This is a genomic window from Macrococcus equi (genome assembly GCF_047426745.1).
GTDB lineage: Bacteria > Bacillota > Bacilli > Staphylococcales > Staphylococcaceae > Macrococcoides > Macrococcoides equi.
Window position 1 is genome coordinate 999,747 of the sequence record NZ_CP179732.1, and the last position, 15,263, is coordinate 1,015,009.

The following is a 15,263-nucleotide window of genomic DNA, read 5'->3' on the forward strand; positions in this document are numbered from 1 at the left end:
AATTTCACGTTATAGTGTAATTTGTATTTTATAAATAACCTAAGACAGTAGGGGCGCATGCTTAATAATCCTACCGAGGTGAAATTTGACTTGAGACTGTTCAAGCACTTTTTACCATGGGTGAAAAGTGCTTTTTTAATATCTATATTAGAAAAGCACGAAAATCTTAATGGAGGTGTCATAATGAGTACAAAAGCTATCGAAATCAAACAACAAAAAGCTGATGTGATCACTGAACAATTAAAAAATTCAGTATCTACTATCATCGTTGACTATCGTGGTTTAACTGTTGCGCAAGTAACTGAACTACGTAAACAACTTCGTGAAGCTGGTGTTGAGTTCAAAGTTTACAAAAATACTTTAGTACGTCGTTCAGCTGAAGCAGCTGGTATCGAAGGTATCGAAGAATTTTTAACTGGACCAAACGCTATCGCATTCTCAAATGAAGAAGTTGTAGCACCAGCAAAAATTATTGCTGACTTCGCTAAAGAAAACGAAAAGTTAGAAATCAAAGCAGGTATCATCGAAGGTAAAGTGACTAGCGCTGAAGATATCAAAGCTATCGCATCATTACCATCAAAAGAAGGACTTATCTCAATGGTTCTTTCAGTATTACAAGCTCCAATCCGTAACTTTGCTTACGCAGTTAAAGCTGTTGGAGAACAAAAAGAAGGCGGAGAAGAAACTGCTCCTGCTGAAGAAGCATAATTCACTTAGCCAAGAACAACAAGTATCATAAAAAAACTTAAATTAAATGGAGGAATACAATCATGTCAAACGAAAAAATTATCGAAATGATTAAAGAAATGTCAGTTTTAGAATTAAACGATTTAGTTAAAGCTATCGAAGAAGAATTTGGTGTAACTGCTGCTGCTCCTGTAGCTGTAGCTGGTGCTGCTGGTGGCGCTGACGCTGCTGCAGAAAAAACTGAATTCGACGTAGAATTAGTATCTGCTGGATCTTCAAAAATCAAAGTTGTTAAAGCTGTTAAAGAAGCAACTGGTTTAGGATTAAAAGACGCTAAAGACTTAGTTGATGGCGCTCCTAAAGTAATCAAAGAAGGCGTATCTAAAGACGAAGCTGAAGAATTAAAAGCTAAATTAGAAGAAGCTGGAGCAACTGTAGAAGTTAAATAATTTCTCTTTTGTTACGAAACCCGTTATGTATATAACGGGTTTTTCTTGCTTTATATTGGTATAATTTCAACTGTGTGCACACTGCACTAAGAAGAAATGAGTGAGGTGTTAAGGTGAGTCATTATTACAGCGAAGAACAAACAGTAGCAAGTAATGAAAATACAATTGGATTTAATATGGACAACCATAGTTTGAAACTTACAACAGATGCCGGCGTGTTTTCTAAAGGTGGGGTTGATTTTGGATCAAATTTACTCGTTAAAACTTTTTTAGAAGATGCAGGTCCTAAGCGTGTTCTTGATGTAGGTTGTGGATACGGTACGATGGGATTAATGGTAGCTAAACATCATCCAGAAGCTCTTATACATATGGTCGACGTTAACGAACGCGCGTTAGGTCTTGCAGAAAGGAATGCATTATCTAATGATATTCGTAATGTTAAAATATATAAAAGTGATGGATTAAATGAGGTTACTGAAAAGTTTGATACAGTGTTAACCAATCCCCCCATCCGTGCAGGAAAAGAAGTAGTCCATCGTATCTTAGAAGATAGTTTAAAAGTGCTTGATGAGTCGGGTGCGTTATATGTTGTGATTCAAAAGAAACAAGGTATGCCGTCAGCAAAAAAGAAGATGGAAAATGATTTTGGCAATGTAACTATATTAAAAAAAGATAAAGGCTATTATATTTTAAAGAGTGTAAAAGGTTGACCTTCTACAATTGGTCTGTTATAGTAATAGAATGTAAAAATTTAAATGAATAAGTGTGCACTTTTCTATCTAATTTTAGGAGAAATGAGTTTAAAATAAAAGTTGAAAATGGAGTTATGTGATTCCGTTTTCTTTTTGTCTTATTGCTTCTGTTTTAGGTAAAAGGCACCACAATTTTTGAGGGGTGAATCTGTTGACAGGTCAACTTATCCAATACGGAAGGCATCGTCAGCGTAGAAGTTACGCAAGAATTTCCGAGATTTTAGAATTACCTAACTTAATAGAAATTCAAACAAAATCTTATGAATGGTTCTTAGAAGAAGGTTTGATTGAAATGTTTAGAGACATTTCTCCAATCGAAGACTTCACTGGTAATCTTTCATTAGAATTTGTGGATTACAAATTAGGTGAGCCAAAGTATGATTTAGATGAAGCAAAGAACCGTGATGCTACTTACTCAGCGCCACTTCGAGTAAAGGTACGATTAATTATTAAAGAAACAGGCGAAGTAAAAGAACAAGAAGTCTTTATGGGTGACTTCCCATTAATGACAGATACAGGCACATTCGTTATCAATGGTGCAGAACGTGTTATCGTATCTCAATTAGTACGTTCTCCGTCTGTATACTTCAATGATAAAGTCGACAAGAATGGTAAAGTGAGCTTTGGAGCGACTGTTATCCCTAACCGTGGTGCATGGCTTGAATATGAAACTGATGCGAAAGATGTTGTGTTTGTACGTATTGACCGTACACGTAAATTGCCAATTACTGTTCTTTTACGTGCACTAGGTTTCTCAAGTGATCAGGAAATTATTGATTTACTTGGTGACAATGAATACTTACGTAACGCATTAGATAAAGATAATACTGAGTCAACTGAAGCTGCATTACTTGAAATTTACGAGCGTTTACGTCCAGGTGAACCACCTACTGTTGAGAACGCTAAGAGTTTATTATACTCACGTTTCTTCGATCCAAAACGCTATGATTTAGCAAGCGTTGGGCGTTATAAAATGAATAAAAAGTTACATTTAAAACATCGTCTGTTCAACCAAACATTAGCAGAGCCGATTGTTGATGTTGAAACAGGTGAAATTGTAGCTGAAGAAGGTACATTATTAGATCGTCGTAACTTAGATCAAATTCTAGATGCCCTTGAAAACAATGCCAATCAAAAAGTTTTCACTTTAGAGAACGGTTTATTAGATGAGCCGATTGAAATTCAATCAGTTAAAGTTTATGTTCCTGGCGATGAAGAAAAACGTACAACTACAATTATCGGTAATGCATTCCCGGATGATGAAGTGAAATGTATTACGCCGGCAGATATCTTATCATCTATTAGTTATTTCTTTAACTTATTAGCAGGTGTTGGATTTACAGATGATATCGACCATTTAGGTAATCGTCGTTTACGATCAGTTGGTGAGTTATTACAAAACCAATTCCGTATCGGTTTAAGTCGTATGGAGCGTGTTGTACGTGAACGTATGAGTTTACAGGATACTGAATCAGTAACACCTCAACAATTAATCAATATTCGCCCTGTCATTGCGTCTATTAAAGAATTCTTTGGTAGTTCACAATTATCTCAATTCATGGACCAAGCGAACCCTCTTGCAGAGCTTACGCATAAACGTCGTTTATCTGCCTTAGGACCTGGTGGTTTAACAAGAGAACGTGCTGGTATGGAAGTACGTGACGTTCACTATTCTCACTATGGCCGTATGTGTCCGATTGAAACTCCTGAGGGACCAAACATTGGATTAATCAACTCACTTTCAAGTTATGCACGTGTAAATGAATTTGGTTTCATTGAAACACCATACAGAAAAGTTGATATTGAAACGAACACTGTTACTTCTCAAATCGACTACTTAACAGCTGACGAAGAAGATGCTTATGTTGTTGCCCAAGCGAATGCGCGTTTAGATGACAATGGTAAATTCTTAGATGATGAAGTTGTTTGTCGTTTCCGTGGAGATAATACAGTTATGGCACGTGAACGTATGGATTACATGGACGTATCACCTAAGCAGGTAGTATCTGCTGCCACAGCTTGTATTCCATTCTTAGAAAACGATGACTCGAACCGTGCATTAATGGGTGCGAACATGCAACGTCAAGCAGTACCATTGATGAATCCTGAAGCACCATTTGTTGGAACAGGTATGGAACACGTAGCAGCACGTGATTCTGGAGCTGCAGTAGTAGCGAAATATAAAGGTCGTGTTGAGCACGTTGAAGCGCGCCAAATTAAAGTACGCCGTATTGTAGAAGAAGGCGGAAAAGAAATTGAAACGGATTTAGATGTTTACAAATTAGCTAAATTCGCACGTTCAAACTCAGGTACATGTTATAACCAACGCCCTATTGTTCAAGCGGGTGATATCGTAACGAAAGGTGAAATCTTAGCCGATGGTCCTTCTATGGAACTTGGTGAGATGGCCCTAGGACGTAACGTTGTTGTCGGATTCATGACTTGGGACGGTTATAACTACGAGGATGCTGTTATCATGAGCGAACGTCTTGTAAAAGATGATGTTTACACTTCTATTCATATCGAAGAATATGAATCAGAAGCACGCGATACAAAACTCGGACCTGAAGAAATTACTAGAGATATTCCAAACGTATCTGATAATGCACTTAAAAACTTAGATGATCGTGGAATTGTTTTTGTTGGTGCAGAAGTTCGTGATGGAGATATCTTAGTTGGTAAAGTAACACCTAAAGGAGTTACTGAATTAACTGCAGAAGAGCGCCTGTTACACGCTATCTTCGGTGAAAAAGCACGTGAAGTTCGTGATACTTCATTACGTGTACCACATGGTGCAGATGGTATCGTATTAGACGTGAAAGTCTTTAATCGTGAAGATGGCGATGAGTTACCACCGGGTGTTAACCAATTAGTACGTGTTTACATCGTTCAAAAACGTAAAATTCACGTTGGAGATAAGATGTGTGGTCGTCACGGTAACAAAGGGGTTATCTCACGAATCTTACCTGAAGAAGATATGCCATTTATGCCTGACGGAACACCAATCGATATCATGTTAAACCCACTTGGGGTACCTTCTCGTATGAACATCGGACAAGTATTAGAGTTACACTTAGGTATGGCTGCTAAAAACTTAGGTCTGCATGTAGCATCTCCGGTATTCGATGGTGCGAACGATGAAGACGTTTGGTCTACGATTGAAGAAGCTGGTATGGCTCGTGATGGTAAAACTGTACTTTATGATGGACGTACAGGTGAACCATTCGATAACCGTGTATCAGTAGGTGTTATGTATATGCTTAAATTAGCTCACATGGTTGATGATAAGTTACATGCACGTTCAACTGGTCCTTACTCATTAGTTACACAACAACCACTTGGTGGTAAAGCGCAATTTGGTGGACAACGTTTCGGTGAGATGGAGGTATGGGCACTTGAAGCTTATGGTGCTGCATATACTTTACAAGAAATCTTAACGTACAAATCAGATGATACAGTTGGTCGTGTAAAAACATACGAAGCAATTGTTAAAGGTGAAAATATCCCACGTCCGGGAGTGCCTGAATCATTCCGCGTATTAATGAAAGAGTTACAAAGTTTAGGATTAGATGTAAAAGTAATGGACAATAAAGATGAAGAGATTGAAATGCGTGATTTAGAAGATGACGATTTCATCGATTCAAAAATTAACATTGCCAAAAAACCAGAACCAGAAGCTGAGATCACTGAATAATCACTGTCTCAACTCGTTTAAATAATTTGCTAGGCATCTACGAGGCAACTCGTATGATGCTGTTAGCAAAATGTATATATAAGTCTTGATAAAATTTTTAATACACTAAGGAGGTAGGGCTTTGATTGATGTAAATAACTTTCATTACATGAAGATAGGTCTCGCTTCACCTGAAAAAATCCGTTCATGGAGTTTTGGTGAAGTTAAAAAGCCAGAAACAATTAACTACCGTACATTAAAACCTGAAAGAGATGGTTTATTCTGTGAGAAAATTTTCGGTCCAACGAAGGACTGGGAATGTAGCTGTGGTAAATACAAACGTGTACGTTACAAAGGAATGGTCTGTGACCGTTGTGGCGTAGAAGTTACAAAATCAAAAGTACGTCGTGAACGTATGGGTCATATTGAATTAGCAGCACCTGTATCACATATCTGGTACTTCAAAGGTATACCATCACGTATGGGATTACTTTTAGATATGTCACCACGTTCTTTAGAAGAGGTTATTTACTTTGCATCTTATGCTGTAATTGATCCAGGTCCAACTGGTTTAGAGAAAAAATCTTTACTTTCAGAAAGAGAATACCGTGAGTATTACGATAAATTCCCAGGACAGTTTACAGCTAAAATGGGTGCTGAAGCGATTAAAGATTTATTATTGGACATCGATTTAGACGCGGAATTAAAGTCATTACGTGAAGAATTAGAAACTGCGACTGGTCAACGTTTGACAAGAGCAATCAAACGTTTAGAAGTAGTTGAATCTTTCAGAAATTCAGGTAATGATCCTTCATGGATGATTTTAGATGTATTACCAATCATCCCACCAGAAATTCGTCCGATGGTTCAATTAGATGGTGGACGTTTTGCTACATCTGATTTAAACGATTTATATCGTCGTGTTATTAACCGTAACAACCGTTTAAAACGTTTATTAGACTTAGGAGCGCCTGGTATCATCGTACAAAATGAAAAACGTATGTTACAAGAAGCTGTAGATGCTTTAATTGACAATGGTCGTCGTGGCCGTCCAGTAACTGGACCAGGTAACCGTCCATTAAAATCTTTATCACATATGTTAAAAGGGAAACAAGGTCGTTTCCGTCAAAACTTACTTGGTAAACGTGTTGACTATTCTGGTCGTTCGGTTATCGTCGTAGGGCCTAACCTTAAAATGTATCAATGTGGTCTTCCAAAAGAAATGGCACTTGAATTATTCAAACCATTTGTGATGAAAGAACTTGTTGAACGTGAAATCGCTACAAACATCAAGAACGCTAAAGGTAAAATTGAGCGTATGGAACCAGAAATCTGGGACGTTTTAGAAGATGTTATCCGTGAACATCCAGTACTTTTAAACCGTGCACCAACGCTTCACCGTTTAGGGATTCAGGCATTCGAACCAACGCTTGTTGAAGGTCGTGCAATTCGATTACATCCACTTGTAACGACAGCATACAATGCCGATTTCGATGGTGACCAAATGGCCGTTCACGTACCATTATCAAAAGAAGCGCAAGCTGAAGCACGTATGTTAATGTTAGCTGCACAAAATATCTTAAACCCTAAAGATGGTAAACCAGTTGTTACACCATCTCAGGATATGGTATTAGGTAACTACTACTTAACATTAGAGCGTAAAGGTACAATTGGTGAAGGTAGAATCTTCAAAGATGCAAATGAAGTTATTATGGCTTATGTTAATGGTTATGTGCATTTACATGCTCGTATTGCAGTACAAGCTGGATCATTTAATAATCCGACATTTACTGACAAACAAAACAGTCAGTTATTAGTAACTTCAGTAGGTAAGGTTATCTTTAATGAAATTATGCCGGAATCATTCCCATTCATTAACGAACCGACATTATCTAACTTAGAAACTGTTACACCAGGTAAATATTTCATTGATGCAACAGATTTAACTGAAGAAGGTTTATTAAAGTATTTAGAAGAACAACCGCTTGTAAAACCATTTAATAAAAAATTCTTAGGACAAATCATTGCAGAAGTATTTAATAGATTCCATATTACTGATACATCAATGATGTTAGATAGAATGAAAGACTTAGGATTTAAGTACTCTTCACGTGCAGGTATTACTGTAGGTGTATCTGATATCGTGGTATTACCTGATAAGCAGGATATCATCGGTTTAGCTGAAGAAAAAGTAGATAAAGTTACTAAACAATTCACACGTGGTTTAATTACTGAAAGTGAACGTTATGCAGCTGTAATCGAAATTTGGACGAAAGCCAAAGATGATATTCAAGCGAAGTTAATGAACTCTTTAGATGACTTAAACCCAATCTTCATGATGAGTGACTCTGGTGCCCGTGGTAACGCATCTAACTTTACACAGTTAGCAGGTATGCGTGGACTGATGGCCAACCCGGCTGGACGTATCATCGAGTTACCAATCAAATCATCATTCCGTGAAGGTTTAACGGTATTAGAATACTTCATCTCAACTCACGGTGCGCGTAAAGGTCTTGCCGATACAGCACTTAAAACAGCCGATTCAGGTTACTTAACACGTCGTCTTGTTGACGTTGCACAAGATGTTATCGTACGTGAACCTGATTGTGGTACTGACCGTGGATTACTTGTTTCTGCAATCCGTGAAGGTTCTGAATTAATCGAGCCATTCATTGAGCGTTTAGAAGGACGTTATTCTCGTGAAACAGTAAGACATCCTGAAACTAAGGAAATCTTAGTAAAAGTAAATGAATTAATTACTCCTGAAATCGCGAAACAAATCGTTGATGCAGGTATCGAAGAAATGCATATCCGTTCAGCATTCACATGTAACTCTCGTCACGGAGTTTGTGAGAAATGTTACGGTAAAAACTTAGCGACAGGTGAAAAAGTAGAAGTTGGGGAAGCTGTTGGTACAATCGCTGCCCAATCTATCGGTGAGCCTGGTACACAGTTAACGATGCGTACATTCCATACAGGTGGGGTTGCCGGTGCCGATATCACGCAAGGTTTACCTCGTATCCAGGAATTATTCGAAGCGCGTAATCCGAAAGGTCAAGCTGTAATCTCTGAGATTAACGGTGAGATTATCGAATTAAACGTTGTTAAAGATCGTATGCAGGAAATTAAAGTTAAGGGTGAAAATGAAGTACGTACGTACTTAGCACCTGGTACTGCAAGACTTAAAGTAGAAGTAGGTCAAAAAATTGCGCGTGGTGAAGTAATGACTGAAGGTTCAATTGAGCCTAAGCAATTATTAGCTGTAGCGGGACTTAATGCGACTCAAAGCTACTTACTTAAAGAAGTTCAAAAAGTATACCGTATGCAAGGGGTAGAAATCTCTGATAAACACGTTGAGGTAATGGTTCGTCAAATGTTACGTAAAGTACGTATTATCGAAGCAGGTGACACGAAATTATTACCAGGTGCATTAGTTGATATTCATACATTTACTGATGCTAACCGTGAAGTGTTTAAACAAAGAAAACACCCAGCGACAGCGAAGCCTGTATTACTTGGTATTACGAAAGCATCACTTGAAACAGAAAGTTTCTTATCTGCAGCTTCATTCCAGGAAACAACACGTGTGTTAACGGATGCAGCAATTAAAGGTAAACGTGATGACTTATTAGGACTTAAAGAAAACGTTATTATCGGTAAGTTAATCCCTGCTGGAACTGGTATGAGACGCTATAGTGGTGTTGAATTTGAAAAGGATGCACCTGCGTTAGAACAGGAAGAAGTAGTAGTAACTGAAAATTAATAACTCATAAGGTTAGAATATAAAGTTCTACCATAACACAAAGTCGAACAAACTATTAAATCAATTTTGATTTATGTGTTTGTTCGGCTTTGTTATTGAAATAATTAATATAAATACTCTCATCAATTCAAAGATGTAATGATAAAACACTTGAATTGTTGTCACTAAAATTTCACAGTCTCCAAAATATCATTTGAATGATAAATGGGTTATGATATAACAACGTAATAAAAAGATAGGGGGAGACCAATGACATTACAAATGAAACAATTAGTTATGATGGTACTGGGCTTTGTAGAGATAATTGCTGGTTTGTCATTATATGAGAAATCTCCGGTAGGAAGTCTGACATTTATTTTATTAGGATTAGCATTTCTTGCCATAATGTTTATTCTACAACGCAAAGATTCTCAAAAGCATTATTATATTAGAAAAAGATAAGTTCGATGAATATGTAATTCGTATATAAAATCCTTAAGAAAATAAATATTCTCAAGGGGTTTGTATTGTGAAAAACAATTATGTAGTGTAAAATTATATTCTAAGTTCCGAACGTAGAGGAGACATATTTTTGAAAAAGTGTCTCCTTTTTTATTACGTTTAAAATATATTTAAACAATTATAAAGTACGTATAAATTTAAGTATTCTATCTATATTAAATAATTTTATCTATAATGAACTAAAGGATAATAAAATAAAAAAATTGAAGGTGTTTCTATTATCGAATAAACCATGTCGGCAGTCTATTCGAAGATGAAAAAGGTGAAAGATGATGAAAAAAAATAAACATATTAAAAAAGTGTCGGTTATTGCTACGACAAGTATTTTAAGTACAGTCGGACTACTTAATCAATCAGTTGTGACACATGCTCAGGAAATTAATTTCTTTGATAATCGTTATAACGTTAATAACTTGGTAGCGCAGAAGAGTCCGGCATTGAGATTCATGGAAGGTATCGTCTACTATGATGAAAATAATGATGGTGTAAGAGACTTTCTTCTTTCTAATACACCTGTTGATCTGATAGGTGAAGATGGCAGTGTGTTAAGCGGAATGACAAATAGTCAAGGGGAGTTCTATTTTGAAGGGATGACTCTGGGTAATTTTACTTTGCGATTCTATCTATCTGTAGTTGATAGTAATGGGGCACCCTCTACAGATATCGTAGATGTACCCGTATATGCAAACGGCAACATTGTAAATAGATATCAAATCTTAGTTGCTCCGTTACCAGAAACGCCGACAACAGAAGCGCCAACAACAGAAGCGCCAACAACAGAAACGCCGACAACAGAAACGCCGACAACAGAAACGCCGACAACAGAAGCGCCGACAACAGAAACACCAACAATAGAAACACCAACAACAGAAACGCCGACAACAGAAACACCAACAACAGAAGCACTGACAACAGAAGCACCGACAACAGAAACGCCAACAACAGAAGCACCGACAACAGAATTACCGACAGACATGATTCCAACGACAGAAATTCCGACAGCAGAGCCAACAACAGAAACACCAACAACAGAAATGCTGACAACAGAAGCGCCGACAACAGAAACACCAACAACAGAAGCACTGACAACAGAAGCACCGACAACAGAAACGCCAACAACAGAAGCACCGACAACAGAATTACCGACAGTCATGATTCCAACGACAGAAATTCCGACAGCAGAGCCAACAACAGAAACACCAATAACAACCGAATTACCGACAGTCATGATTCCAACGACAGAACTACCAACAGCAGAACCGACAACGGAATTACCGACAGTTATGATTCCAACGACAGAACTACCAACAGCAGAACCGACGATAGAACCACCGACAACGGAATTACCGACAGTTATGATTCCAACGACAGAACTACCGACAGCAGAACCGACGATAGAAGAACCGACAACGGAATTACCGACAGTTATGATTCCAACAACCGAATTACCGACAGTCATGATTCCAACGACAGAACTACCGACAGCAGAACCGACGATAGAACCACCAACAACCGAATTACCGACAGTCATGATTCCAACGACAGAAGTTCCAACATCCGAATCAACAACGGAACGTCCTGTAACAACGGAAAGACCAACATCTGAGCCAACAACGGAACGTCCTGTAACAACGGAAAGACCGACATCTGAGTCAACAACGGAACGTCCTGGTGTACAGCCTGGTAGTCATTCAGAGCATAATAGTGAAGGCACTGATCAGAATATCAGCGTTAATTATCACCCAACAGGTTCTATTGTTGACGAGGAGCGAGGGGTTAACGGTAATGTAACGGATAGTATTGTTTATGATGGACGTGCGAGTGCTGAACAAACAGGTATTTTACGTAGTCCTTACCAACCATTGATATCAGACGATGTAAAGGCTGAAGATAAATCTTCAGAGCGTGTAATTGAGCTACTTGGCTTACAGTCTCCATTTAAGGAGGAAAAAGGAACGATAGTTGATAAGCAAAATACATTTAATCAAAAGGATACAAAGCATTCAAAAAATAAAAAGGATGACAAAGGTACAATAGAAGTCGCTAATACTGACAGTCATAAAAGTGATGATAGTAAGCGTCCTAATGTGGTAGGAAGTAATCCTTTAGTGGCTACGATTGATCCTGCTCCAACAGGTCCTAAAAATGCTTTGCCAACTTTCATTTCAGGTTTAGGTGGATTTAATCATTAATTAAGAAAGGAGATTTGAAATGGTAGATGTTGATGAAAAGCTGTTTAAACTTTATCTATATATCCAAAGCAATGCTTTTTCACGTGAAGCTGTTTCAGATTTCCTTGAAATTTCACCGAGACAGCTAACACGACTACTTAATAAGTGGAGTGATGATGGCTTTATTGTTTTTAGTAGTGGTGTAGGGCGTGGTAATGCTACGGATATTCAATTTTTGAAAAATATTGAAGGTGAATACATCAATCACTTGATTCGAAATTTAGAAGATTATGATGTTCATCAGCTCCAATCCATTATGGCACTCAATATGTCAGAGAACTCGAAACGGATATTACGTGTGTGTATTGAAGAAATCTTATATAGCAGAAGAGATTATTCGATTCGACATTTTAATTTTGTGGATTACTTATATCGCATTCCTGATAAAATTTATCCGCTTGAGCCGTTTGATATTGCATTAACAACTGTGCTGGCAAATGTTGGTGAACGCCTATATGATATGGATGGTAAAGAGGTTATCAAAAATCTTGTTGTTTATGATGAATGGATTGATAATGATTTAATTATTCATCTGCATAAGGATATTCATTTTTCAAACGGTGATCTTATGTTTGCAGATAATGTTGTGCAGGTGTTGAATGCGTTAATTGAAGCTAAAGGTAATCTTCCTGGATTATGCGATGTTGTTGAAGTAAAGGCTATTGATATTTTTAAGTTGAAGATAAAAATGCGTCATAGGTCGGATATGATCAAATTAATATTATGCCAGGACTTTGCAACGATTTATAAGTTGAAAGCAGGTAAGATATTATATTCAGGGCCTTATATAGTTCATGCATTAAAGCCGGATATTTTAACGCTTAAAATTAATCCGTATTTTACTGAAAAGATTCCGGATATTACAGAAGTGTGGTTAATCAACGATACAGCTCAGTACCAGGAATTTGTACAACGTAAAGAAATGAAGGTTGAATATACTAAAGATAGTTATGGTATGGATTTCTTATTATTTAATCCGAATAGCGATTTGACGATGGAACAACGAAAACGTCTTGGTCGTATTTTACTAGGTGAGGAAACGCCGGAATTCTTCATTGATGGCTTGTCGCTACTAGCGATTAAGGATTCGAGGAATGAGGTTAAAGAAGCGATAATTAAATTGAAGCAATGTGTCCATAACTTTAAATTAATTGAAGTGAGCATGGAAGAGTACATAGCTAAGCCACTCAAGGCCTATAGTGCTGATGTTGTGATAATGAATGAGTCCCTACCTATGGAGCGTAAGTTTTTTGATTTATTGTTAGGTGATAAGTTTGCAGAGTGGATGGAAGATTTTGAAGAAAGTCATCATTTAAAGTATATCTATCAGCATAAACATGCTGCATACTGGCCATACATAGAAAAGCAATATGAAGCATTTCTAGTGGATAACGGATTCATTGTGATTATAGAATATTTCGGAAAAAATATTTTGACGATGGATAGTTTTAAAGATTACGAAGTAAATGCTTATGGTATTGTGAAATACAATTCAATTATATCAGTGGAAGAGGAGAAGCTATGATTGATTATCGTATTATAGAACTAGAACATTACATAAATCATATAGAAGACTTCACGCTTGATATAATTGCAGAAAAAATGAATATATCAAAGAAGCAGCTGAGTAGATTATTAAAGCTCTGGGACGAAGAGCAACTGATAACGTATACGCCTGGTCGTGGTCGAGGGAATAAAGTGCAGATTGAAATGAAGAGAGACGTTCAATCAGATTTTATTATTGATATTCAACATGATATTGATGAGATGAGCGTTAAAGATCTTCAAAAAGTATTACAGCAGCCATGGCATCATCATTCATTTATGAAGTTACAGGCCATCGTTGATCAAAAAATCAATGAAACAGAAACAGTCGAAAGTTCAGGATTGATTGAATGGGTAAATGATATTCCTTCAAACTTTCACCCAGCACATATTAACGATTATCTCGGAGCACAACTGAGTCATCAGATCTTTGATACATTATATCGTGTTTCTGCGACAGGTGAGATTATCCGTAACTTAGTCAGTTATGATAACTGGAAGGAAGAAACTTTACATATTCATTTGAAAAAGCAAGTAAAGTTTTCGGATGGGACTATCTTAACAGCAAGTGAAGTAAAAAATAGTTTAGAGTATTGTTGTAGTGAAGAGAGTCCGTACGCCGCATTATTTACAGAAATCGAGAACATTGAAATAGTAAATGATTTTTATCTTATTCTAGCGTTTAATAGAAGACCAAAATTTTTCGAGTACACGTTAACTCAAAAATACAGTGCGATTTATAAAAATGTGGATGAAGAAGTGCTGATTGGTAGTGGACCATATCAGATTGATGGAATTGAAAATGATAGTTTAACGTTGCGTTACAATCTGTTTTATCGCGGGCACTTACCTGATATCGAAAAAATTAAATATTTAAATCAAGTAACACATCGAACTCAATTTGATGCACATAAAAAGCAAAACGATAAAGTTGTGGATGTTTCGATTGGTGAAGAGTTTTTACTATTTAATCCGCATAAGGATTTAACTTTGAAGCAACGCGAGTTTGTAACGCAAGTCTTCATGGAAACAATCGATGAGTACATTGATGGTGATGAACAGCCAGTGCTCAATCATTTAAGTGATACACCTATCAATAAATTAGAAGATTCTCATCAAATTACACGTCCACTCAAAGTGATTGTTAATAGATATACACAATCGTTCTATGAGGTATTAAAACAACGCTTGATGACTTATGATATCCAGCTATTATTGATCGAAATGGAAGCGCTCGATTATTTAAACACTAACCTTATGTCAGTGGATGTAGATTTTGTATGGATGTATGAAAATTATCATAATTTACAACCGTATAAAACGATTGATTTGCTAAAACAATGTAAGTTCCAGGAATGGTTCGGGCAGATAACAGAAGGTTATAAGTTTATTAATGATGTTCGTTATAAGGTGAATGATGCACCTGAAAGTGTCGGGAAGCAGTACTTGAAAAGATTAAAGCAGAAGTTTCTTTATGTGCCAATTCGTAAAGTTAAACGAAAAATTTACGTTGCTGCTCACACAAAGAATGTAGATGAATTGCCGTATGGTATAGTTAATTATATTGATGTTATCCTGGATAAGAAATCTTCAAAGAGATAACCCAAAAAATATTTCAAATAAAATTGACATATTTAAAAATTGATGATAATATTGTTTAGG

At 36.9% G+C, this 15,263-nt stretch carries 9 protein-coding genes and 1 other annotated feature; all 9 genes read left to right on the top strand.

What is annotated here, in order from left to right; genetic code table 11:
- Positions 1-20: 20 nt before the first annotated feature.
- Positions 21-146, top strand: a sequence feature (ribosomal protein L10 leader region).
- Between the two features lie 37 nt (positions 147-183).
- Entirely contained in the window at positions 184-708 is a 525-nt protein-coding gene (gene rplJ, locus ACMGE6_RS05345) for a 50S ribosomal protein L10 (RefSeq protein ID WP_414045492.1), read from the top strand.
- A 62-nt stretch (positions 709-770) separates the two neighbouring features.
- Positions 771-1,136 carry a 50S ribosomal protein L7/L12 gene (gene rplL, locus ACMGE6_RS05350; RefSeq protein WP_414045493.1) on the top strand — a complete coding sequence of 122 codons (366 nt, stop codon included), beginning with the start codon at positions 771-773 and terminating at the stop codon, positions 1,134-1,136.
- Positions 1,137-1,249: 113 nt separating this feature from the next.
- Complete coding sequence (locus tag ACMGE6_RS05355) at positions 1,250-1,846, top strand: class I SAM-dependent methyltransferase (protein WP_414054702.1); 597 nt, start codon at positions 1,250-1,252, stop codon at positions 1,844-1,846.
- Between the two features lie 193 nt (positions 1,847-2,039).
- Positions 2,040-5,582: a DNA-directed RNA polymerase subunit beta gene (gene rpoB, locus ACMGE6_RS05360; protein WP_414054703.1), complete on the top strand. Its 3,543-nt coding sequence runs from the start codon at positions 2,040-2,042 to the stop codon at positions 5,580-5,582.
- Positions 5,583-5,703: 121 nt separating this feature from the next.
- The gene (gene rpoC, locus ACMGE6_RS05365; RefSeq protein ID WP_414045496.1) at positions 5,704-9,324 is read left to right on the top strand and encodes a DNA-directed RNA polymerase subunit beta'; all 3,621 of its coding nucleotides are present in this window, start codon (positions 5,704-5,706) and stop codon (positions 9,322-9,324) included.
- A 249-nt stretch (positions 9,325-9,573) separates the two neighbouring features.
- A complete protein-coding gene (locus ACMGE6_RS05370) occupies positions 9,574-9,765 on the top strand; it encodes a hypothetical protein (protein WP_414054704.1) in 192 nt (63 codons plus the stop codon).
- A gap of 332 nt (positions 9,766-10,097) precedes the next feature.
- On the top strand, positions 10,098-12,017 hold the full coding sequence (locus tag ACMGE6_RS05375; RefSeq protein ID WP_414054705.1) for a hypothetical protein: 1,920 nt from the start codon (positions 10,098-10,100) through the stop codon (positions 12,015-12,017).
- Positions 12,018-12,036: 19 nt separating this feature from the next.
- Entirely contained in the window at positions 12,037-13,581 is a 1,545-nt protein-coding gene (locus tag ACMGE6_RS05380; protein ID WP_414054706.1) for an ABC transporter substrate-binding protein, read from the top strand.
- A complete protein-coding gene (locus ACMGE6_RS05385) occupies positions 13,578-15,203 on the top strand; it encodes an ABC transporter substrate-binding protein (RefSeq protein WP_414054707.1) in 1,626 nt (541 codons plus the stop codon). The genes ACMGE6_RS05380 and ACMGE6_RS05385 overlap by 4 nt, the downstream gene beginning before the upstream one ends.
- The last annotated feature ends 60 nt before the right edge of the window (positions 15,204-15,263 follow it).